At 69.8% G+C, this 22,518-nt stretch carries 20 protein-coding genes; 13 read left to right on the top strand and 7 right to left on the bottom strand.

Features of this window, described 5'->3' with window-relative positions; all coding sequences use genetic code 11:
* The first annotated feature begins 46 nt into the window (after positions 1 to 46).
* Complete coding sequence (locus tag NE358_RS06035; protein ID WP_141375718.1) at positions 47 to 1,117, top strand: YihY/virulence factor BrkB family protein; 1,071 nt, start codon at positions 47 to 49, stop codon at positions 1,115 to 1,117.
* Positions 1,110 to 1,841: an NAD(P)H-hydrate epimerase gene (locus NE358_RS06040; protein ID WP_289942378.1), complete on the top strand. Its 732-nt coding sequence runs from the start codon at positions 1,110 to 1,112 to the stop codon at positions 1,839 to 1,841. The genes NE358_RS06035 and NE358_RS06040 overlap by 8 nt, the downstream gene beginning before the upstream one ends.
* Before the next feature lie 10 nt (positions 1,842 to 1,851).
* On the opposite strand, the gene NE358_RS06045 is transcribed toward NE358_RS06040, so the two are convergent.
* A complete protein-coding gene (locus NE358_RS06045) occupies positions 1,852 to 2,607 on the bottom strand; it encodes a glutamine amidotransferase (RefSeq protein ID WP_103210627.1) in 756 nt (251 codons plus the stop codon).
* A gap of 68 nt (positions 2,608 to 2,675) precedes the next feature.
* Here NE358_RS06045 and NE358_RS06050 point away from each other — a divergent pair, with 68 nt between their 5' ends.
* Both NE358_RS06050 and NE358_RS06055 read left to right on the top strand, forming a co-directional pair.
* Positions 2,676 to 2,903, top strand: a complete 228-nt coding sequence (locus NE358_RS06050) for a response regulator (protein ID WP_103210629.1) — start codon at positions 2,676 to 2,678, stop codon at positions 2,901 to 2,903.
* Positions 2,900 to 3,544, top strand: a complete 645-nt coding sequence (locus tag NE358_RS06055; RefSeq protein WP_289942379.1) for a CYTH domain-containing protein — start codon at positions 2,900 to 2,902, stop codon at positions 3,542 to 3,544. Before NE358_RS06050 ends, NE358_RS06055 begins: the two co-directional genes overlap by 4 nt.
* 153 nt (positions 3,545 to 3,697) lie before the next feature.
* Here NE358_RS06055 and lpdA read toward each other — a convergent pair whose 3' ends face one another.
* Both lpdA and NE358_RS06065 read right to left on the bottom strand, forming a co-directional pair.
* The gene (lpdA, locus tag NE358_RS06060) at positions 3,698 to 5,095 is read right to left on the bottom strand and encodes a dihydrolipoyl dehydrogenase (protein ID WP_103210632.1); all 1,398 of its coding nucleotides are present in this window, start codon (positions 5,093 to 5,095) and stop codon (positions 3,698 to 3,700) included.
* 9 nt (positions 5,096 to 5,104) lie between these two features.
* Positions 5,105 to 5,746 carry a copper resistance CopC family protein gene (locus NE358_RS06065; protein WP_103210635.1) on the bottom strand — a complete coding sequence of 214 codons (642 nt, stop codon included), beginning with the start codon at positions 5,744 to 5,746 and terminating at the stop codon, positions 5,105 to 5,107.
* A 294-nt stretch (positions 5,747 to 6,040) separates the two neighbouring features.
* On the opposite strand from NE358_RS06065, the gene NE358_RS06070 reads away from it, so the two are divergent.
* From NE358_RS06070 to NE358_RS06080, 3 genes are all read left to right on the top strand, one after another.
* Positions 6,041 to 6,529, top strand: a complete 489-nt coding sequence (locus tag NE358_RS06070; RefSeq protein ID WP_174799632.1) for an FHA domain-containing protein — start codon at positions 6,041 to 6,043, stop codon at positions 6,527 to 6,529.
* Positions 6,529 to 7,215: a transcriptional regulator FtsR gene (gene ftsR, locus NE358_RS06075; protein ID WP_103210636.1), complete on the top strand. Its 687-nt coding sequence runs from the start codon at positions 6,529 to 6,531 to the stop codon at positions 7,213 to 7,215. The genes NE358_RS06070 and ftsR overlap by 1 nt, the downstream gene beginning before the upstream one ends.
* Before the next feature lie 95 nt (positions 7,216 to 7,310).
* Positions 7,311 to 7,856: a MerR family transcriptional regulator gene (locus NE358_RS06080; protein WP_103210638.1), complete on the top strand. Its 546-nt coding sequence runs from the start codon at positions 7,311 to 7,313 to the stop codon at positions 7,854 to 7,856.
* A gap of 185 nt (positions 7,857 to 8,041) precedes the next feature.
* On the opposite strand, the gene NE358_RS06085 is transcribed toward NE358_RS06080, so the two are convergent.
* Positions 8,042 to 8,854, bottom strand: a complete 813-nt coding sequence (locus NE358_RS06085) for a ParA family protein (RefSeq protein ID WP_103210640.1) — start codon at positions 8,852 to 8,854, stop codon at positions 8,042 to 8,044.
* A 68-nt stretch (positions 8,855 to 8,922) separates the two neighbouring features.
* Between NE358_RS06085 and NE358_RS06090 the strand changes: the two genes are divergently transcribed.
* A complete protein-coding gene (locus NE358_RS06090) occupies positions 8,923 to 12,330 on the top strand; it encodes a pyruvate carboxylase (protein ID WP_289942380.1) in 3,408 nt (1,135 codons plus the stop codon).
* On the opposite strand, the gene NE358_RS06095 is transcribed toward NE358_RS06090, so the two are convergent.
* Positions 12,230 to 13,687 carry a hypothetical protein gene (locus NE358_RS06095; protein WP_499318392.1) on the bottom strand — a complete coding sequence of 486 codons (1,458 nt, stop codon included), beginning with the start codon at positions 13,685 to 13,687 and terminating at the stop codon, positions 12,230 to 12,232. The genes NE358_RS06090 and NE358_RS06095 overlap by 101 nt on opposite strands.
* Positions 13,688 to 13,968: 281 nt before the next feature.
* On the opposite strand from NE358_RS06095, the gene NE358_RS06100 reads away from it, so the two are divergent.
* Positions 13,969 to 14,709, top strand: coding sequence for a MinD/ParA family ATP-binding protein (locus NE358_RS06100; RefSeq protein WP_499318394.1), 741 nt, complete (start codon positions 13,969 to 13,971; stop codon positions 14,707 to 14,709).
* Entirely contained in the window at positions 14,706 to 15,197 is a 492-nt protein-coding gene (def, locus tag NE358_RS06105; RefSeq protein ID WP_289942382.1) for a peptide deformylase, read from the top strand. Before NE358_RS06100 ends, def begins: the two co-directional genes overlap by 4 nt.
* Before the next feature lie 193 nt (positions 15,198 to 15,390).
* Here the strand turns inward: def and NE358_RS06110 are convergent, their stop codons facing one another.
* Complete coding sequence (locus tag NE358_RS06110) at positions 15,391 to 17,217, bottom strand: AMP-dependent synthetase/ligase (protein ID WP_289942383.1); 1,827 nt, start codon at positions 17,215 to 17,217, stop codon at positions 15,391 to 15,393.
* 156 nt (positions 17,218 to 17,373) lie between these two features.
* On the opposite strand from NE358_RS06110, the gene NE358_RS06115 reads away from it, so the two are divergent.
* Genes NE358_RS06115 through NE358_RS06125 form a run of 3 tightly spaced genes read left to right on the top strand, consistent with a single transcriptional unit; the run spans position 17,374 to position 20,372 of the window.
* Positions 17,374 to 18,309, top strand: a complete 936-nt coding sequence (locus tag NE358_RS06115; RefSeq protein WP_103210649.1) for an ROK family glucokinase — start codon at positions 17,374 to 17,376, stop codon at positions 18,307 to 18,309.
* 2 nt (positions 18,310 to 18,311) lie between these two features.
* Positions 18,312 to 19,025 (top strand): lysophospholipid acyltransferase family protein, encoded by a 714-nt coding sequence (locus tag NE358_RS06120; RefSeq protein ID WP_103210651.1) that lies wholly within the window; start codon positions 18,312 to 18,314, stop codon positions 19,023 to 19,025.
* 9 nt (positions 19,026 to 19,034) lie between these two features.
* The gene (locus NE358_RS06125) at positions 19,035 to 20,372 is read left to right on the top strand and encodes a class II 3-deoxy-7-phosphoheptulonate synthase (RefSeq protein WP_103210653.1); all 1,338 of its coding nucleotides are present in this window, start codon (positions 19,035 to 19,037) and stop codon (positions 20,370 to 20,372) included.
* 141 nt (positions 20,373 to 20,513) lie between these two features.
* On the opposite strand, the gene pknB is transcribed toward NE358_RS06125, so the two are convergent.
* Positions 20,514 to 22,466 (bottom strand): Stk1 family PASTA domain-containing Ser/Thr kinase, encoded by a 1,953-nt coding sequence (pknB, locus tag NE358_RS06130; RefSeq protein ID WP_289942384.1) that lies wholly within the window; start codon positions 22,464 to 22,466, stop codon positions 20,514 to 20,516.
* Positions 22,467 to 22,518: the final 52 nt, after the last annotated feature.

A 22,518-nucleotide genomic window follows, 5' to 3' on the forward strand; every position in this document is an offset into this window, starting at 1 on the left:
GGTCAAGCCCGAGGGGCTCGCCCCCTCGCGCCGATACCCTGACCACATGGCTGACCTCATCCGTCGTGTCACGGCGTGGGCGCTGCGGCTCCGTCTCGTGCGCGCGTTCCTCGTCTATTCGGGGGCGCGCGGCCCCATGCTGGCCGACAGTGTGACCTATCGCACCCTGTTCAGCCTGTTCGCTGCGGTGCTCATCGGGTTCTCGTTCGCGGCGATCTGGCTCTCGGGCAACCCGGAGGGTCTTCAAGCTCTCGAACGTTCGGTGAATAGCGTCGTTCCAGGCCTCGTCGGGCAAGACGGACTGCTACAGGTCAGCGATATCAAAGCCCCGCCGGAGTTCACCGTCGCGGGGGTCATCGGAACCATCGGTCTGCTCGGCGCCGCGATCGGTGCCGTGGGCTCGTTGCGCTCGGCGCTGCGGCAGATCGCCGGCGTCGCCACCGACGACACGCTCCCCATCCTCGTCATCGTGCGCAACCTCGCGGTCGCGATCGGCATCGGCGTCGCTCTCGTCGGCGCGGCCGTCGTGACCTTCCTCGCCACCGCGGGGCTCACGTTCGTGCGGGAGCTGCTGGGCATCTCCGCCGACTCCTGGATCTCCGCGGTATTGACCTGGCTGGTCTCGACGGTCGTCGTCCTGGTTCTCGACACGGCCGCCGTGGCCGTGGCCTTCGCCGCCCTCTCGGGCGTCAAGACGCGCCGACCCACGCTCCTACGGGGTGCCCTTCTCGGCGGTGTGGGACTGGTCGTCCTGCAGCAGTTGTCGGGGCTATTCGTCGGCGGGGCGGGGAACAACCCGCTGCTCGCGACGTTCGCCTCGCTCATCGCTCTGCTGCTGTGGCTGAACCTCTCCAGCCAGGTGATCCTCATCGCGGGCGCGTACATCACCGTCGCCACCGAAGAGGACCACGACCGCGTCCGCGCGAAGTACGGCGCGTCGACCATGATCCAGTTCCGCGTCCGCCGGGCCGAGAAGGCGGTGCGGGCTGCGACCGGCGAGCTCGACGCCGCCCGCGCCGCAGAGGCGAAGGAGCGTGAGAACCTCGCGAAGAACGACCCTGCCGCGGCCGCTCGCGAGGACCGCGCCGAGGCTCGCGCGGGGTCCCCCGATGAGTGAGTCCGCGAGCGGGCTGCTGGCCTCGGGGGAGCGCGTCGCCGCGTACAGCGCCGACGCCGTCCGTGCCGCTGAGAAGCCTCTGCTGGAGGAGGGCCTGCCGCTCATGCGCTGGGCCGCCACGGCCCTGGCCGACATCGTCGCGCAGCAGCTCGCCGCGCGCCCCGGAAGAGTTCTCGTCCTCGTGGGCGCGGGCGACAACGGAGGAGACGCCCTGTACGCCGCGGCCGACCTCTGTGGCGTCGCCGAGCGAGTCGATGTCGTGCTCGTGCGCGATCGCGTGCACCGAGCGGCGCTCGATGCCGCGGTGGCCGCGGGAGCGCGCGTGCGTTCGGCATCGGAGGCCTGCGGCGACATGGCCGACTACGCGCTGGTGCTCGACGGCATCCTGGGTATCGGCCGTCTGGCGGACCGGCGCCTGCGCGGGGGAGCGCGAGCCCTCGTGGAGTGTGTCCTCGGCCTCGAGAAGCAGCCGCTCGTCGTCGCGGTCGACCTGCCCAGCGGTCTCGATCCCGACGACGGGACAGCGGATGCCGCCGTGCTCGCCGCCGACGTCACGGTCACGTTCGGTGCCCTCAAGTCGGGCCTGGTCCGTGGACGGGGTCCGGAGCTATCGGGACGCGTGCATCTGGTCGACCTGGGGCTTGGTCCGTACCTTCAACTCGCGCATCCCGCCGTCACCGCCTCGGTCGAGGTCGTGCGGGTCACTGCGCCGCAACGCCGGTGACGACGACGCCTCAGCGGGCGTAGCGCTCGACGAACGTCCGCAGCATGCGCGAGGGAGAGGTCACGGGCGCTCGGCGAACGGCGGCCAGCGTCAGGCCGAGTTCGTCCGCCGCGAAGTAGCCGTAAGAGGCGTAGGCATGGATGCGCGTGACGATGCCGTCGAGGTCGAGCTCGGGGTGGAACTGGGTCGCGTAGACGTTCTGCTTGACCCGGAACATCTGGACGGGGCACGTCGGCGACGACGCGAGAAGGGTCGCCGCGGGCGGAAGAGAGCGGATCGCCTCTTTGTGTCCGACGAATGCGGGGAAGGTCGCGGGGAGGCCTTCGGCGAGCGGATCGGCGCGGCCGGCCGGGGTCAGCGACACATCGACCACGCTGATCGGCTCGGCGAACGTGCCGTCGATGGGCGCGGCGAGGTGCGTCCCCAGGGTGCCGACCCCGTAACAGGCGCCCAGGAAGGGGAGGTCTCGGGCGACGACCTCGTCGACGAGGGCGGCCATCTCGGCTTCGACGCGCTGCTGAACGGCGGATTTCCGCTCGATCGGATCGGAGGCGTTGAAGGGGCTTCCACCAACCAGGATTCCCGACACCTCGTCGAGGTCGAACTCGGGCATCGGATCACGCTCGAGCCGCACGCGGAGCAGTCGCTCGGGCGGCAGACCCGTGAACCGCAGGAAGAGGGCGTACTCCTCGTCGGCCGGCTGGTTCTCGGCGCGCGTCGCCAGCAGCACGAAAGGGCGGTCGCCGGGTAGGTCGGTCGAGGTCACTCCAGCGATTGTAGGTCAGCGCTGTCAAGGCGCCGGGCGGTGTCGGTGCCGCGGTCTACGCTGGCGTCATGGCTATTGCACGACTGACCGGAGGCCCGCTCGACGGGCAGGTGCTCCCTCTCGAGAACGAGTCCGACGACACGCTGATCATGCCCTACAGCGAGGGCCAGCTGGTGTACCGACGCGACGGCGGCCTCGCGAACGAGGGCGAGTCCGATGGACCCACCGAGGCCGTCTTCGTCTACGCGGAAGAGACCGAAGACATCAACCCCGACGCCGACGGACGCGACGATTGAGCGGAGCCCCGAGCGGGTCGTCGAACGTCGAGATCGAGTCGAAGTACGACGTCGACGATGAGACGCCCCTTCCCGACTGGGCGGCCCTTCCGGGCGTGACGCGGGTCGGCAGCCCCGAGCCACGCGATCTGGACGCACGCTACCTCGACACCGCCGACGCCGACCTGGCGCGGGCGGGGATCGCGGTCCGCCGACGCGCGGGTGGCCCCGACGCCGGATGGCACGTGAAGGGTCCCGTCGAAGGCGCCGGGCGCAGCGAGACGCAGTGGCCGCTCGAGGACGCCACCGATTCCGACACCGATCCGGTGGTGCCCGAAGCGATTCAGCATGCCGTCGCCGCGGTCGCGACGCCGCCGTTCACGCCCCTCGCCCGCGTGCGAAATCACCGCACGGCCTACGCCCTGCTCGACGCCGACGGGAACGAGGTCGCCGAGTTCGTCGACGATCGCGTCCGTGCGCGCGACGAGCGACGCGGTGTGGAGTCCGCGTGGCGGGAATGGGAGGTCGAGCTCGGTCCCGCAGCTCCCACCGACGACGAGGGCCGCGAGGCGTTCTTCGCGGCGGTCGATGCGGCGGTGTTCGCTGCGGGCGGCCGCCCCGCGGCATCCGGATCCAAGCTCGCGCGCGCTCTGGGACACTGACCCCTTCGCGCCACGCGTACCCGGGGCGTCTGCCCGACGACACGGTTGTTTCGCGCAGCCGAGACGTCGAGCAGGCGCCCTCTCGCGTTCATGCCCGCGGAGACGACGAAGGCCCGCCCGGTCGAACCGGGCGGGCCTTCGTGCGTCACGCGATCAGAGGTTGATCATGTGTCCCGTCAGGCCGTGGAAGGCCTCCTGCAGACCCTCCGACAGCGTCGGGTGGGTGTGCACGTTGCGGGCCGCCTCGAGGGCCGTGAGGTCCCACTTCTGGGCGAGGGTGAGTTCGGGCAGCAGCTCGGACACGTCGGGGCCGATGAGGTGGCCGCCGATGAGCTCGAGCGTCTCGGCGTCGGCGACGAGCTTGACGAAGCCGACGGGCTCGCCCAGGCCGTTGGCCTTGCCGTTGGCCGAGAAGGGGAACTTCGCGACCTTGATGTCGTGACCGGCGTCGCGAGCCTGCTGCTCGGTGAGGCCGAACGAGGCGACCTGCGGGTTGCAGAAGGTCGCGCGCGGCATGTTGCGGTAGTCGCCGAGGGTCTGCGTCTCGGCGCCGGCGATGGTCTCGGCGGCCACGACGCCCTGCGCCTCGGCCACGTGGGCCAGCTGCAGCTTCGCGGTGACGTCGCCGATCGAGTAGATGTGCGGGACGTTGGTGCGCATGTGGTCGTCGATCTCGATGGCGCCGCGCTCGGTGAGCTTCACGCCGGTGTTCTCGAGACCGAAGCCGTCGACCTTGGGAGCGAAGCCGATCGACATGAGCACGCGGTCGGCGTCGATCGAGCCGGTCGAGCCGTCTTTCGCGGTGTAAGCGACGGTGACCTTGTCGCCGTGGTCGGTCACAGAGTCGACCTTGGTCGAGGTGAGGATGTCGACGCCGTAGCCCTTGTACTGCTTCTGGATCTCTTTCGAGACCTCGGCGTCTTCGTTCGGGAGGGCACGGTCGAGGAACTCGATGATCGTGACCTTCACGCCGTAGTTCGTCATGACGTAGGCGAACTCCATACCGATGGCGCCGGCGCCGACGATGACGATCGACTCGGGGAGCTCGCGGGTGAGGATCTGCTCCTCGTAGGTCACGACGTTCTCCGACAGGCTGACGCCGGGGAGCAGGCGGACGGTGGAGCCGGTGGCGATGATCACGTTGTCGAAGGTGACCTGCTCCTTCGAGCCGTCGGTCAGCGCCACGTCGAGCGTGTGGTCGTCGGCGAAGAAGCCGCGGCCCTCGTACTCGGTGACTTTGTTCTTCTTCATCAGGTAGTGGATGCCCTTGACGTGGCCGGCGGCGACGCTGCGCGAGCGGTCGAACGCCTTGCCGAAGTCGAAGGTGACATCACCCGAGATGCCGAACAGGTCGGCCTTCGCGTGGAACGTGTGCGCGAGGTCGGCGTTGCGCAGGAGGGCTTTGGAGGGGATGCAGCCCACGTTGAGGCACACACCGCCCCAGTACTTCTCTTCGACGATCGCGACCGACAGTCCGAGCTGTGCGCCGCGGACGGCGGCGACGTACCCGCCGGGACCCGCACCAAGAATGACCAGATCGTAATGAGGCATGGTTCCAGCCTATCGCCCGGTGCCGCCGCCGCCGGCGGTCTTGCGACCCGCGCGCGAGGCGAAGACGTAGACGAGGACGCCGGCCACGACCACCAGGAGGACGGCGAGCAGGATCCACGGCAGAGGGGACGTTTCCGAGGTGTTCTCAGACGGCGCCGCGGTGTCCTCCGTCGGGGCCGAAGCTGAGGCGCTCTCGGCGGGCGTGGGGCTCGCCGAGGCCGTGGGGGTCGCGGTCGCGGTGGTGGTGGGGGCGGCCGCAGGGACGGTGAAGGCGAAGTCGCCGTCGATGGGGTGCCCGTCGCTCGAGACGACGCGCCACTTCACGGTGACGGTCCCGGATGCCGGCCCCGCCAGGGCCTGCGTCACCTCGGCGCCCGAGACGGTCGGGGCGCCGTTCGCGAGCGAGACTCCGGAGGAGTCGGTGACCTCGATGACGGTCGCCCCGGCGTCGGTGAGGATGTCGGCGCTGTACGAGAAGGTGATCTGCGCGGGCAGCGATTCGAGCGTCGCGCCGGCGGCGGGGTCCGTCGAGACGAGTTCGTCGTGGGCGGCGGCGGGCAGTGCCGGCACGAGGAGGGCCGCTGCCGCCAGCAGGCCGGCGGCCAGGATGGCGGGAAGGGTGCGTCTGCGAGGCGTCTCGGTGGAAGTCACGCATCGAGCCTAGCCAGGGTGAACGCGGCCGGGCTGGGGCGTGCACGGGACCCCGGCGGCCGTCAGGGCGGTCCGGGGTGAAGACGGCGCGCCGACAGCAGGTGATGCGGACTCGACAGGGGCACGTTCGGGTCGATAGGTTCGAGTGTCTCGTCGACCGCCTCCGCATCCCCCAAACCGCGGTGTCCCGGTTTCGGCGAATACAGACACATCACGCCTCACCATGGCCTGCTCGAAGTCGGTCGACCCCGCCGCTGGCGACCGATCGGTTATGGTGAATATGAAGGAGAAGCCGTGGACGAGACCAGCCGATTCGAGCGAGACGAGATCCGGCGCGCGGCCGATGCCGCCGCAGCCGGTGGTTCGCACGACACGACCCAGACCCACGACGCCGACCTGTCGTTCGTGCCCTTCGGAGCCGACCTCACCGAGGCGGAGCTCGAGGCGATCGAGGCTCTCCCCTCGGGGGCTGCCCTGCTCATCGTGCGCTCCGGCCCGACGACCGGCGCTCGTTACCTCCTCGACACCGACGTGACCACCGTCGGGCGTCACCCCGAGGCCGACCTCTTCTTCGACGACGTCACCGTCTCGCGTCGGCACGCCGAGATCCTTCGCTCCGGCAGTTCGTTCGAGATCGTCGACCAGCGCTCGCTCAACGGCAGCTATGTCAACGGCGAGCGCGTCGACCGCTCGGCTCTCGTCAACGGCGCCGAGGTGCGCATCGGCAAGTTCCGTCTCAACTTCTTCGGTTCGCCGGTCGACCTGCCCGCGGCAGAGCACTGATGGCGGCAGCCCCCTCCCGTAGTCGACAGGCGGCTGCGGGGCTGCTCAGCATCGGGCAGGTGCTCGCGCGGCTGACCCCCGACTTCCCGGCACTCACTTCGAGCAAGCTGCGCTTTCTCGAGGTGCAGGGGATCGTGTCGCCGACGCGCACGGAGTCGGGCTATCGCAAGTTCTCGCCCGCCGACCTCGAGCGCCTGCGTCTCGCGCTCACCCTGCAGCGCGACCACTACCTTCCGCTCGTCGTCATCCGCGACTACCTCGCCGATCTCGATGCGGGGCGCAACCCGGCACCGCCCACCTCGATTCCGTCCATGACGAGCGCTCCGCGCCGCTATCGCCGCGAAGAGCTCTTGTCCGCCGCGGGTGCACGCCCGCAGCTCCTGAACGACGCCGTCAGCACCGGCGTGATCGCCGGTGCCGACACCTATTCCGAGCAGACCGTCACGCTGCTGCGGGCGCTCGTGGCCCTCGATCGCCACGGCATCGAGCCACGCCACATCCGCTCGCTCCGCCAGAGTGCGGAGCGCGACGTCTCGCTGGTGGAGTCGGCGCTGTCGGCCCTGCTGCGGCGCCCCGACGCGCCGTCCCGGGCCCGTGCGAGCGAGCTCGCACCCGAGCTCGCGGCTCGTCTCGACGAAGTGCGGACCATGTTCGTGCGCGACGCTCTCGAGCGCATCCTGTCCTGATCGCGACACGCCGCGGCCCTCGGAGCGGATGTCATTGCCGGGGGACCTCCGCTGATCTAGCGTGGAGGAAACGAACCGATGAGGAGGACGCGAGCATGAACGCTGGCGACGCGCTCGGTGAACCTCGGTTCGCCGCTGATCTCCTCTTCACCGACGGTCTGCCCGAGATGGACGACGACACCGGTTACCGCGGAGCCGTCGCTGCACGTGCCGCCGGTATCACCTACCGCCAGCTCGACTACTGGGCCCGCACCGAACTCGTCGTCCCGACGGTGCGCGGGGCGAGCGGTTCGGGTTCGCAGCGCCTCTACGGGTTCCGCGACATCCTCGTGCTCAAGCTCGTCAAGCGCCTTCTCGACACCGGCATCTCGCTGCAGCAGATCCGCACGGCGGTCGAGCAGCTCCGCGCCGCGGGTATCCGCGACCTCGCCGGCACCACGCTCATGAGCGATGGAGCGTCGGTCTATCTGTGCACCTCGAACGACGAGGTCATCGACCTCGTCAGCCGCGGCCAGGGCGTCTTCGGGATCGCCGTCGGCAAGGTCCTTCGCGAGGTCGAGTCGACGTTGGTCGATTTCGAGAGCGCGACGCCCGACGCCGTTGACGAGCTCGCCGCCCGTCGCGCCGCGCGCACCGCCTGACAGCGGCCCCGACTCCACGGTTCCCGGATGCCATGGCATCCGGGATTCTCATCGTGGGCAAGGTCGTTCAGTGCCGACGAGGTCTGGAGCGGCGGAGAGCGCCTTCTCCCGCGATGACGCGTTTCCGAAACGGGAGACGCCGTCCGGCTGCGGGGCAGCGGGACGGCGTCTGACGGGACGTCTGCTCAGGCCTGGGGTGCTTCGTTGTCGACGGGGATGCGGCCGGTGCGGACGATCCGGTCGAGCAGCGCGTCGAAGTCTGCGGCGAGCTCCTGCGCCGAGTCGCCGGGCCAGACGTGCAGCGGCTTGGCCGCTCCCTGCGCCTGCTGGAGCGAGGTGCGCTCGGGCAGCTGCGGGTTGAGCACGAGAGGGCCGAACATATCGCGCAGTTCCTTGATGCGGAACTGGTGCTCGATCGACTGGGGGCGCACGCGGTTGACCACGACACCGAGGGGTTGAAGACGCGGCGAGAGGCCGCGACGGATCTCCTCGATCGCGCGGAGGGCGCGATCGGCGGCGGCCACGGAGAACAGACCCGGCTCGGTGACCACCACGACGCGATCGCTCGCCGCCCACGCGGTGCGCGTGAGGGCGTTGAGCGAGGGGGCGCAGTCGATCAGCACGAGGTCGTAGTCGGCCTCGATCGTCGCCAGGGCCTCTTCGAGCTTCCAGACATCGCGGACGCTGGGGTGCGGACCGTCGAAGTTGATCGCCGAGGGGCTGCCGATGAGCACGTCGATCGTGCCCGGATGCACCTTCGCCCACCCGCTGGAGGTGATCGCCTGTCGGACGACCTTCTCTTTCGGGTTGGCCAGGACATCGGCGATGTTGAGCCGACCGGCGACCTGGATGTCCATCCCGGTCGACACGTCGGACTGAGGGTCGAGGTCGACGACGAGAGTGCGGACGCCACGTGCGAAGGCCGCGGAAGCCAGCCCGAGTGTCACGGTCGTCTTGCCGACCCCGCCTTTGAGAGAGCTGACGGAGAGTACGTGCACGAGAGTCCACGTTACCGTCCCCTAGGCTGTGAGCACATTCAGCTCCGCCAGCTTGACGTGAGGTGCGCATGTTCTCGAAAATCCTGGTCGCCAATCGCGGAGAGATCGCGATCCGCGCCTTCCGCGCTGCATACGAGATCGGAGCCCGCACCGTCGCGGTGTACCCGTACGAGGATCGTGCTTCCCTCCACCGCCTGAAGGCCGACGAGGCCTATCAGATCGGGGAGCGAGGCCACCCGGTCCGCGCCTATCTCGATGTCGACGAGATCATCCGCGTCGCGCGCGAGTGCGGTGCGGATGCCATCTACCCGGGTTACGGCTTCCTCTCCGAGAACCCGGAGCTCGCCGAGAAGGCGGCCGCCCACGGCATCACCTTCATCGGACCTCCCGCCGAGGTGCTCGCGATGGCCGGTAACAAGGTGACCGCGAAGGAACACGCGATCTCCGCCGGAGTGCCGGTGCTGCGCTCGACCCCGGCGTCGGACGATATCGACGACCTGCTCGCTCAGGCCGACGACATCGGGTTCCCCGTCTTCGCGAAGGCCGTCGCCGGCGGGGGCGGGCGCGGCATGCGGCGGGTGGAGTCGAAGGGCGAACTCGCCCCCGCGCTGGCCGAGGCCATGCGCGAGGCCCAGAGCGCCTTCGGCGACCCGCGCATGTTCCTCGAGCAGGCCGTTCAGCGTCCGCGCCACGTCGAGGTGCAGATCCTCGCGGATGCCGCGGGCGAGACGGTGCACCTGTTCGAGCGCGACTGCTCGGTGCAGCGGCGGCACCAGAAGGTCATCGAGATCGCGCCCGCGCCGAACCTCGACCCCTCGGTCCGCGACGATCTGCACCGCTATGCCATCGCGTTCGCCCGCTCGATCGGCTACCAGAACGCCGGAACCGTGGAGTTCCTGCTCGAGACCGCGGGCCCGCGCACCGGCGAGGTCGTCTTCATCGAGATGAACCCGCGCATCCAGGTCGAGCACACGGTCACTGAAGAGGTCACCGACGTCGATCTCGTGCAGTCGCAGATGCGGATCGCCGCGGGCGCCACGCTCGCCGATCTGCACCTGCAGCAGGACGACATCCGCCTGCGTGGTGCGGCGCTGCAGTGCCGCATCACGACCGAAGATCCCACGCAGGGGTTCCGCCCCGACACCGGAAAGATCACGACGTACCGTTCGCCCGGTGGGGCCGGCATCCGTCTCGACGGAGGCACGACCGCCGCGGGTTCGCAGGTGAGCCCGCACTTCGACTCGATGCTGTCGAAGCTCACGTGCCGAGGCCGCGACTTCGAGGCGGCGGTGTCCCGCGCGCGTCGGGCCCTCGCCGAGTTCCGCATCCGCGGTGTCTCGACGAACATCCCGTTCCTTCAGGCCGTTCTCGACGACCCCGCCTTCGTCGCGGGCGATCTCAGCACGTCGTTCATCGACGAGCGTCCCGGTCTGCTGAAGGGCCGCGAATCGAAGGACCGCGGCACCAAGATCCTCTCGTGGCTCGTCGACACGACCGTCAACCGCCCCCACGGGGAGAACCCGCTCTCGATCGACCCGAGCGCGAAACTGCCCGCACTCGATCTGGTCGCCCCGGCTCCGGCGGGCTCGCGCCAGCGGCTTCATGAACTCGGCCCGATCGGCTTCGCGAAGGCCCTGCGCGAGCAGACCGCCCTCGCCGTCACCGAGACGACGTTCCGCGACGCGCACCAGTCGCTGCTCGCCACGCGGGTGCGCACGCGCGATCTCGTACGGGTCGCCCCCTACGTCGCACGTCTGACACCCGGACTCCTGTCCGTCGAGGCGTGGGGCGGAGCGACCTACGACGTCGCGCTCCGCTTCCTCGGCGAAGACCCGTGGGAGCGCCTCGATGCGCTGCGCGAGGCCCTACCGAACGTGGCGATCCAGATGCTCCTCCGTGGCCGCAACACCGTCGGCTACACCCCGTACCCCACGGAGGTCACCGATGCCTTCGTGGCCGAGGCCGTGGCATCCGGAGTCGACATCTTCCGAATCTTCGATGCGCTCAACGACGTCTCGCAGATGCGGCCGGCGATCGACGCGGTGCTGCGCACCGGCACCGCCGTCGCCGAAGTGGCCTTCTGCTACACCGGCGACCTGCTGGATCCCGCCGAAGACCTGTACACGCTCGACTACTACCTGCGTCTGGCGGAGCAGATCGTCGACGCGGGCGCGCACGTGCTCGCGATCAAGGACATGGCGGGACTTCTGCGTCCCGCGGCCGCGGCGACGCTCGTCTCGGCCCTGCGCGAGCGCTTCGACCTGCCGGTCCACGTGCACACCCACGACACCGCGGGCGGGCAGCTCGCGACCCTGCTGGCCGCGTCGGCGGCGGGAGCGGATGCCGTCGATGCGGCGTCGGCGCCCATGGCGGGAACGACGAGCCAGCCGTCGCTGTCGGCGCTCGTCGCCGCCCTCGCGCACACCGATCGCGACACGGGTCTCGACCTCGCGGCCGTGAGCGACCTCGAACCGTACTGGGAGGCCGTGCGTCACCTGTACCGCCCGTTCGAGTCGGGGCTGGCGGGCCCCACCGGGCGCGTCTACCGGCACGAGATCCCCGGCGGGCAGCTGTCGAACCTGCGCCAGCAGGCGATCGCCCTGGGGCTCGCCGACGACTTCGAACTCATCGAGGACATGTACGCCGCGGCGAACCGCATCCTCGGGCGCGTGCCGAAGGTCACGCCTTCGTCGAAGGTCGTGGGCGACCTCGCCCTGCACCTCGCTGCGGTCAAGGCCGACCCCGACGACTTCGAGCAGCACCCCGACACGTACGACGTTCCCGACTCCGTCGTGTCGTTCATGGCGGGCGAGCTCGGTGACCTGCCCGGCGGGTGGCCCGAGCCCTTCCGCTCGAAAGTCCTCGCCGGTCGGGATGCGAAGGTGGGCACGACCCCGCTGACCGACGACGATCAGGCCGCCCTCGCGGGGGAGTCCGCCGACCGGCGCGCCCGCCTGAACCGGCTGCTGTTCCCCGGGCCGACACGCATCTTCGAGCAGGCCCGCGAGACGTACGGCGATCTCAGCGTGCTCGACACGGCCGATTATCTCTACGGACTGCGTTCCGGAGGCGAGCACACCGTCGAGATCGAGCGGGGCGTGCAGCTCTTCGTCGGGCTGGAGGCCGTCGGTGAGGCCGACGACAAGGGCATGCGGACCGTGATGACGACGCTGAACGGTCAGCTGCGCCCGGTCTTCGTGCGCGATCGTTCGATCGACGTCGAGGCGCGCCAGGCCGAGAAAGCCGACACCTCGAAGCCCGGGCAGATGGCGGCGCCGTTCTCGGGGGTCGTGACGATGAAGGTGTCGGCAGGCGATCGCGTCTCACTCGGTCAGGCGGTGGCGTCGATCGAGGCCATGAAGATGGAAGCGGCCATCACCGCGACCGTCGACGGCGTGGTCGAACGCGTCGCGATCGGTACCACACAACAGGTGGAAGCAGGAGATCTTTTGCTGGTAATCCGTCAAGCGCAGTAGCCTGGGAGGGGGCGCTTTCGCGCCCTCTTCCCGTTTGGAGACTGCAGTGACCCCCGACCGCACCGACGCGAACCCCGACGAGAACGCCGAGCACGGCGTGCTCGAGGACGGCGGGAACCTCGATACAGCCAGCATCACGATCCTCGGCGGACACATCGCGCAGGTCAATGTCGACCTTCCCGTGACCGGCGACGATGACGACCTCGACGACGACGTGATCGAAGATGAGATCCCCCTCGACGAGGCCGATCTCGCCGCCCTCGACGCCCCGCGCATCCCCTCTGCCGCGCCCGCCGACGATCACGCCGACGTCGTTCACCACCCGCACGTCGAGCAGATTCCGACGGGCGACATCATCATCGAGCCGCATCACACCGACGCCGACGAGGAGTCGTTCGCCGACGACGACGTGCACGACGCGGAGATCGTCGACGAGACGCCCCGTGGCGGCTCCGAGCACGAGATCCCGGATGCCGATCACCCGGCCGCCGAAGAGAGCGTCGGCGACGAGGTTGCTCTTCGCGCGACCACCGAGACCTCGGACGACCTGCCGGGAGCGGACGGACTCGCGGAGGGGGCGGACGAGTCCCGCGTGGCGGCCGAAGCCGAGAACCTTCCCGCCGACGACCCGACGGGAGCGGACGACCGCTCCGACGACGACGTGCCCGCGCAGAGCGATCCGGTGGAGACCGAGCGGCGGACCGATGATCGCGCGGGTGCCGAGATCGTCGACGACGTCGAACTGCTCGAGACGGACGCGGCCGAACCGGTGGACGCGTTCGACGACGTCCCCCTCGGAGCGCACGACCTCGAGCACGATCACGCGTCGGTCGATCCGGAAGAGCCCGGCACGCACGACGAGCCCGCGACGTACGGCGAGGCCGCAGACATCGCGGAACCGCTGACGCGCGCGCCCTGGATTCCCGCGGCCTCCGACGAGGCGGAGGCCGGCAGCTCCGGCATCGGCGAGGCGCACGAGCTCGAGCCGGGGGATGCCACTCCCGAAGACGCGGAGCCCTCCCACCCCGAGCCGGAAGATGTCGCCGACGACGGCGCCGATGACGCAGAGGTCGAGGAGACCGAGATCGTGGCACAGACGCCCGCAGACGCCACGCAGCCGGTCGACGCGCCGCGCCCGGAAGCCGCGGCCGAGCCGCAGACCGCCGCTTCGACGGCCGCCGCCGAGATCGAGGCCGATGCCGCCGTCGCACGGGCCGGTCTCGAGGCCGCCCCGGCCTCCGCCCCGGCACCGACCACGCGCGCCGAGCGCGCCGCGACGGGCGTCATCGGAACGATCCCGCTCACGCGCCGCGGCGCCCAGCAGGCCGACGACGCCGCCCGCGTCGATCGCTCGCATTCGCTGGAACGCGTGCGCACGCCGGCCCCGAGGTCACGCTCGCCTCGAAGCGCATCGGGCAGATCGACGACGCGCGCGAGAGCTCCGATCTGCTCACCGCCGACCGTCTGCTCGACCCGCGGCAGATCACGCGTCCGGAGCCCGAGGGCCTGTGGCAGCAGCTGGTCTACTCGGTCTCGCGCCACCGCATCAACCTGGGTGACGGTCGTCGCGCCCGCCAGCGCAAGGATCTCGACCGTCGGATCGCCGCACCGCTCGCCGGCGGCGCTCGGTTCGTGCCGGTGCTCTCGCGCAAGGGCGGCGTGGGCAAGACCACCGTCACTTCGCTGTTGGGCATGGCCCTGGCAGACGCCCGCGACGACCGCATCATTGCGGTCGACGCCAACCCCGACCGCGGTACGCTCGCCGACCGCGTGGGTCGCGCGAACGGCCGCACGGTTCGCGACCTCGTGCGTTCCCACGACGAGATGGTCGGCTACAACGACGTCTCGTCGATCGTGGCACGCGATGCCACGCGTCTCGACGTGCTGGCATCCGACTCCGATCCGCGGGTGTCGGAGGCCTTCAGCGACGAGGACTACCGCCAGGTCGCCGACGTCGCCGCGCACTACTACTCGATCGTCCTGACCGATACGGGCACGGGGATCGTGCACTCGGTCATGGGTGCCACGCTCGAGCTGGCCGACACACTGGTCATCGTCGCGGGTCTCTCGGTCGATGAGGCGCGCCTGGCGTCGGAGACACTGACCTGGCTCGAGACCAACGGGTACGCATCGCGCGTCCGCGACGCTGTGGTGGTGCTCAACACCTCTCGCCCCGGCACGCCGCTGGTGCGCGAGAACGAGCTCGAGGCGCACTTCCGCTCGCGTGTGCGCACGGTCATCCGCATGCCGTACGACGCCCGTATCGCCGCGGGCAGCGCCATCACTTTCCGCGAACTCCAGCCCTCGACCCGACAGGCCGCGCGCGATCTCGCCGCCGCCGTCGTCGAAGGCCTGCGCACCCCGGCGGCCGCCGCATGACCGTCCGCCCGATCCGCCTGTTCGGCGACCCCGTCCTGCGCGCGACGAGCGCGCCCATCGAACAGATCGACGACGGCATCCGTGCTCTCGTCCAGGACCTCGTCGATACCGTCGAGCTCCCCGGGCGCGCGGGCGTCGCGGCCCCGCAGATCGGTGTGGGGCTGCGCGCCTTCAGTTACAACATCGACGGTGATATCGGCTACGTACTGAACCCCGTGCTCGTCGAGACGCGCGGAGAACCGCAGCCGGTGGGCGAGGGCTGCCTCTCGGTACCGGGTCTGTGGCATGACGCGCTCCGCTACCCGTGGGCGAAGGTCGTCGGGAGGGACCTCGACGGCAACGAGGTCGTCCTCGAGGGCGAGGGGCTGCTCGCCCAGGCCCTGCAGCACGAGACCGACCACCTCGACGGCATGCTCTACCTGTCGCGCCTGTCACCCGAGACCCGCCGCGAGGCCATGCGCCAGGTGCGCGAGAGCGACTGGTTCTGACCTGATCTCTGCAGAAGGGCCCGGATGCCGGCATCCGGGCCCTGTGTCTGCCCCCGCTCGTCACGAGAACAGGAGGGGCGCGACGAGAACAGGCCGATTCGAGGCGATCGTCCTGTATCCGTGACATCTCCTGTTCTCGCGACGCGAAACGGCCCGGCCCCGCGAGGGAACCGGGCCGTCGTCGTCGCGCGTGTCAGGGAAGAGACACGTTGGTCGTGTTGACCGGCACCGCGTAGATGTCCTCGATCGCGTCGGCGAAGTCCGACGTGATGACGTTGCGCTTGATGCTCATCTTCGGGGTGAGGTGGCCGCTGGCCTCGGTCCATTCGGTCGGCAGGATCGTGAACTTGCGAATCGACTCCGCGCGCGAGACCCGCGTGTTGGCGCGGTCGATCGCGCCCTGCACCTCGGCGCGGACCTTGTCGTTCTCGGCCGCCTCGGTGAGCGGCATGTCGGCGGGGAGGCCGTTGTTCGACAGCCACGTCGGCAGCATCTCGGTGTCGAGCGTGACCAGCGCCGCGATGAACGGCTTGTGGTCGCCCACCACGACGACCTGGCCGACGATGGGATTGGCGCGGATCGGATCCTCGAGGGCCGCGGGAGCGACGTTCTTGCCGCCGGCGGTGACGATGATCTCTTTCTTCCGTCCGGTGATGGCGAGGAAACCGTCGCTGTCGAACGCCCCGATGTCGCCCGTTTTGAACCACTCCCCGTCGAAGGCCTCGGCCGTGGCCTCGGGGTTCTGCCAGTACTCCCGGAACACGTTGATGCCGCGCACCTGAATCTCGCCGTCATCGGCGAGACGGATGCCGACACCCGGCAGCACGGGACCGACGGTGCCGATCTTCGACTTGGTGGCGAGGTTCACGGTGGCCGGTGCGGTGGTCTCGGTGAGGCCGTAGCCCTCGAGGATCACGACGCCGAGGCTGCGGAAGAAGTGGCCCAGGCGAGTACCGAGAGGAGCCGACCCCGACACCGCGTAGACGATGTTGCCGCCCATGGCATCCCGGAGCTTGGAGTAGACCAGCTTGTCGAAGAGCGCGAACTTGATCTTGAGCAGCAGGGGGATCGGCTTCCCCTCCTGCAGGCGCTGGGAGTGCTCGATCGCGGCGTCGGCGGCGGCTCGGAAGATCTTGCCTTTGCCACCCGCCTCGGCCTTCTGCTCGGCGGAGTTGTAGACCTTCTCGAACACGCGGGGGACCGCGAGCAGGAAGGTGGGGCGGAAGCTGCCGAGTGCCGGGAGCAGCTGCTTCGTATCGGGCTGGTGGCCAGTCTTCACGCCCGCGTGCACGTTCAGCAGCGAGATGAAGCGTGCGAACACGTGCGCCGTGGTGATGAACAGCAGGGTCGAAGCGCCAGGGGTCTCGACGACCTCGTGCAGCGACTTCGCGGAGTTGCGCGCCAGCTCGACGAAGTTGCTGTGGACGAGCACGCAGCCCTTCGGGCGACCGGTGGATCCCGAGGTGTAGATGAGAGTCGCGACATCGGAGGCCTTCGCCAGGTGGCGGCGGCGCTCGATCTCTTCGTCGGTGATGTGCGTGCCGCCCGCGACGAGCGCGTCGAGAGCGCCCGAGTGCATCGCCCACACGTCGCGGACGAGGGGAAGGTCGCTGCGCACCTCGTCGAGACGCGCGGCGTGATCGGTCGACTCGACGACCACGGCGATCGCGCCGGAGTCCGACAGGATCCACGAGATCTGCGACGGCGAGCTGGTCTCGTAGACCGGGACCATGATGGCGCCGGCGTAGAACAGCGCGAAGTCGACCAGGGTCCAGTCGTAGGTGGTGCGTGCGATGAACCCCACCTTCTCGCCGGGCTGGATGCCGGCGGCGACGAAGCCTTTCGCGAGGGCGATGACCTGCCGTTCGAATTCGACGGCGGTGACATCGCGCCATCCGTCTCGGTCGGGAACCGCGAACAGCGGTCGGTCGGGGGTGGCGCGGACGCGGTCGGCGAGCAGGTCGGACGCGTTCGCGTCGGGGTCTGCGGGAATGAGGGCGGGTTGATCGAACTGGATCACGGCAACTCCTTTGGCACCGGAAGAACGTCGAGCTGTGGGACGAGTCTATCCGCACCGAGGCGCTCTACCCGGGGAGCGCAGCGCATCGTCGTCGGTTGCACGGCATGGCTAGACTTCTCCGGGCCGAGCCGCACGGTGGGCCCGGAAGGGAGCGCGGTGCGCAACGTCGGCATCGATATCGGGGGAACGAAGATCGCGGGGGGCGTCGTCGACGAAGACGGCACCATCGTCGAGAAGCTTCGAGTCGACACTCCCATCGACCCCGCGGCTCTCGTGGATGCCGTGGTCGACATGGCCGATCACCTGCGCCGGGCACACGAGATCCACGCGATCGGCGTGGCCGCGGCCGGTTTCATCAGCCGCGACCGCAGCACCGTGATCTACGCACCGAACATCGACTGGCGCGACGAGCCCCTCCGTGCGCGCCTCGAGCAGCGCCTCGACGCCTCGGTCACGATCGAGAACGACGCGAACGCGGCGGGCTGGGGGGAGTACCGCTTCGGCGCCGGCCGAGGCGTGCGCGACATGGTCATGCTCACGATGGGCACCGGCGTCGGCGGCGCCGTCGTCACCGACGGCGAACTCTTCCGCGGCGGGCACGGCATCGGTGCCGAGCTCGGTCACATGCGGTTCGTGCGTGGCGGCCACCCCTGCGGATGCGGACAGAACGGCTGCCTCGAGCAGTACGCGTCGGGGCGCGCGCTGCAGCGCGAGGCCAACGCGATCGCCGACGAGGGCGGCATCGGCGCGGCCCTCGCGGCCGTTCGCGAAGAGCGGGGCGCGATCCCCGGGCCCGCCGTCTCGCGCCTCGTCCTGGCCGGAGATCCCGGGGCCGTCGAGGCTCTCCGTCGCGTCGCCACCGCCCTGGGCGAGGCGTGCGGCGGTTTCCAGGCCGTTCTCGATCCCGAGGTCTTCGTGATCGGCGGGGGAGTGGCGCAGCTGGGCGCCGACCTGCTCGAGCCCGTGAAGCTCGCGTACGAGACCTCCCTCCCGGGGTACGGTGAACGTCCGGTCGCGGAGTTCGCGATCGCACGCCTGGGCAACGATGCCGGTCTCATCGGGGTCGCGGACCTCGCCGGGAAGGAGCGCTGACGATGTTCTACTGGCTCATGAAGTACGTGGTGATCGGACCGGTGATCAAGGCCGTGTTCCGTCCGTGGATGGTGGGCCGGCGCAACATCCCCGTCGAGGGGGCTGCGATCCTTGCGAGCAACCACCTGTCGTTCTCCGACTCGATCTTCCTGCCGCTCATGATCGACCGCCGCATGGCGTTCCTCGCCAAGAGCGACTACTTCACCGGTAAGGGCCTCAAGGGGTGGGCCACCCGCATGTTCTTCACCGCGACGGGCCAGCTGCCCATCGACCGATCGGGGGGCAAGGCGTCGGAGGCCTCGCTCAACACGGGCCTCGGGGTGCTCGGGCGGGGCGAGCTGCTCGGCATCTATCCCGAGGGCACGCGCAGCCCCGACGGCACCCTGTACCGCGGCCGCACGGGCATCGCTCGGATGGCGCTCGAAGCGCACGTCCCGGTCGTCCCCGTCGTCATGGTCGACACCGGCGCCGTCATGCCCATCGGGCGGCGTCTGCCCCGCGTGGGGCGCGTCGGCATCGTGATCGGCGAGCCCCTCGATTTCTCGCGTTTCGAAGGGATGGAAGGCGATCGTTACGTCCTCCGCTCCGTCACCGACGAGATCATGGTGGCCCTGCAGCGTCTCGGCGAGCAGCGCTACGAAGACGTCTACGCCTCGACCGTCAAGGACCGTCTCGCCGCGTCACAGGCGGCGAAGGCGCCGGTCTCCCGCCACTAGACTTCAGGGGTGAATCAGCAGCTCCACGACCTCGACCACTGGCGAACCCTGCCCATCAAGCAGCAGCCGCAGTGGTATGACGAGGCCGCTGTGGCCGCGGCATCCGCAGAACTCGCCACCCTTCCGCCGCTGGTGTTCGCCGGCGAGGTCGACATCCTGCGCGACCGCCTCGCGCGTGCCGCCGCCGGCCAGGCCTTCCTCCTGCAGGGCGGTGACTGCGCCGAGACCTTCGCGGGCGCGACCGCCGAGCAGATCCGCAACCGCATCAAGACCGTGCTCCAGATGGCCGTCGTCCTCACCTACGGCGCTTCGATGCCGGTCGTGAAGATGGGCCGCATGGCGGGCCAGTTCGCCAAGCCGCGCTCGAGCGACGTCGAGACGCGCGGCGATGTGACGCTCCCGGCCTACCGTGGCGACATCGTCAACGGGTACGACTTCACCGAGGAGTCGCGTAAGGCCGACCCCGCACGCCTGCTCAAGGGCTACCACACGGCCGCATCGACCCTGAACCTCATCCGTGCGTTCACGCAGGGCGGCTTCGCCGACCTGCGCGAGGTGCACAGCTGGAACAAGGGCTTCGCCAGTACCCCGGCCAACCAGGCCTACGAGAGCATGGCGACCGAGATCGACCGGGCCATCAAGTTCATGGAGGCCGCCGGGGCCGACTTCGACGAGCTCACGCGCGTCGAGTTCTACACCGGGCACGAGGGCCTGCTCATGGACTACGAGCGTCCCATGACGCGCATCGACTCGCGCACGGGTCAGCCCTACAACACCTCGTCGCACTTCCAGTGGATCGGTGAGCGCACGCGCGAGCTCGACGGCGCACACGTCGACTACTTCTCGAAGATCCGTAACCCCATCGGTGTGAAGCTCGGCCCCACCACCACGGCCGAAACCGCGCTGGCGCTGATCGACAAGCTCGACCCCGAGCGCGAGCCCGGGCGTCTCACCTTCATCACGCGCATGGGTGCGGGCAAGATCCGCGACGCCCTGCCGCCGCTGCTCGAAGCCGTCCGCGACTCGGGCGCGACCCCGCTCTGGGTCACCGACCCGATGCACGGCAACGGCATCACCACCCCCACCGGTTACAAGACGCGTCGCTTCGACGACGTGGTCGACGAGGTGCGCGGGTTCTTCGAGGCACACCGCTCGGTGGGTACGCACCCCGGTGGCATCCACGTGGAGCTCACCGGCGATGACGTCACCGAGTGCCTGGGCGGCTCGGAGCAGATCGACGAGGCGACCCTCGCGACCCGCTACGAGAGCCTGTGCGACCCGCGTCTGAACCATCGTCAGAGCCTGGAGCTGGCGTTCCTCGTGGCCGAGGAGCTCGAGAAGCGCTGACCCCCGTCCGAACGAGACGACGCCCCCGGCCCCGAGGTCGGGGGCGTCGTCTCGTTCCGGATGCCGTGAACGAGTGCGCTGCGTCGAGTCACACACGTCGTCCGAAGCCGTGCGGCGCGGGAGGGGCACCGCCGGGAAGCGTTACAGCGTCGGCGTCAGCGTGATCGTCGAACCCTGCGGCGCGGTCGTTCCGGCCTTGGGGTTCGTCGCTCGCACCTTGTAGATGTCCCAGTACTTGAAGCCGAGGGGGAGCGTTCCGTCGTCGATGCCCGCGTTGACCTGGAAGCCGAGTGCTTCGAGGGTCTTCACGGCATCCCGGATCGACATTCCCACCACGTTGCCCGGGATCTCGACGGGCTTCGGACCGATCGACACCCGCAGGGGAACCGTGTCGCCGGGGCGCCAGTTGCCGCCCCCGTCGCGCTGGCCCATGGCGATGACGTTCCCGGATGCCACGGAGTTGCTGTACTCCTCGGTCACCGAGGACTTCAGCCCGACGCCGTCGAGGGCTCGCTGAGCCTGTGAACGCGAGTCCCCGGTGACGTCGGGGATGGGGCCGAGGGAGACGACGAGCGTGGCCGCGTCTCCTTCGTAGACGGTGCAGCCCTCGGTGCAGTCGATCGCGTCGCCGCCGGAGCGGGGAATGACCGAGGCACCGAGCACCGTGCCGTTCGCCGGATCGGCGAACTGACGCTCGGGGTCGCCCGCGACACCCACGAAGGCCTGTTCGAGGATGGCGCGCACCTCGTCGGCGCTCTTGCCGGCGAGGGCCGGTATCTGATGGGTCGCCGGCCCGATCGAGACGAAGACCGTGACGACCGTCTCTTTGTCGAGCCGCTCGCCCGGGGCGGGGTCGGACCCGACCGTGGTCCCCGAGGGGATCTCTCGATCGGTGACCTCCTGCGCCTGCGCCCGCAACTGCTGCTCGGTGAGCAGGGTCTCGGCGTCGGCGAAGCTCCGGCCCGAGATGTCGGGGACCGCGACGAGCGAGCCCGGTCCTGAGCCGAAGTACCAGCCGGTGAATCCGGCGCCCCCGGCGAGGAGCAGCACGAGCACGAGGATCCACGCGCCCCGCGTCGTGCGCCGACGAGTGCGCGTGCGCAGGCGTGCGGCGTTGTCGGGCTCGTCGATGGTGGCGGAGGGGAGGGATGCCGTCTGCGGCAGCACCTTGGTCAGCTCGCGCGACTCCGCCGCGTTCGGGGGGCTCGTGGTGCCCACCGCGACGGCGCGGGCCACCTGGGGGGCGAGGCCGAGCTCCTTCTCGATCGCGCGCAGGCGCTCGAGCATCGCACCCGCGTCGAGGGGGCGATCGCCCGGCTCCCGCTCGGTCGACCACAGGACGAGCTCGTCGAGTTGCTCGGGCACCCCGGGATTCTTGGCGCTCGGGCGGGGCACCGAGTCGGTGGCGTGCTGGTAGGCGATCTGCATCGGCTGCTCGCCCTTGTAGGGCTGCTCGCCGACGAGCATCTCGTAGAGCATGATGCCGAGCGAGTAGATGTCGCTGCGGGCGTCGGCCGTGCCGCGCGTGACGAGCTCGGGTGCGAGGTAGGCGATGGTGCCCATGAGCTGAGCGCCGCTCGCGGTGTTCGCGGTGGTCGCGCGGGCGAGGCCGAAGTCGCCGATCTTGATGCGGCCGTCCTCGGCGAGCAGGACGTTCTCGGGCTTGACGTCGCGATGGACGATCCCGGCCCGGTGCGCGGCCGCGAGCCCCGAGAGGATGGCATCCATGATCGTGAGGGTCTGATCGACCGTGAGGCGCCGGTGCTCGCGGAGCAGTTCGCGCAGGGTGATGCCGGGCAGGTATTCCATCACCAGGTAGGCCATCTCGCCGTCCTGACCCTGGTCGAAGACGTTGACGACGTGCGGGTCGCTCAGCCGGGCGGCCGAGCGGGCTTCCTGGATGAAGCGGCTCTGGAACACGGTGTCGTCGCTGAGGTGGCCGTGCATGACCTTCAGGGCGACGCGGCGCTCGAGGCGCAGGTCGGTCGCGACGTACACGGTCGCCATGCCGCCGCGCGCGATGCGCGCGCGCACCCGGTACCGGCCGTCGACGAGACGGCCGATCAGCGGGTCTGCCTGCTGACTCGTGCTCACACGTCGAGTCTACGGAGCGCCCCCTGTGAGCCAGGGGAGCGGCTCGCCTTCA

Source organism: Sphingomonas sp. G5 (genome assembly GCF_052660795.1).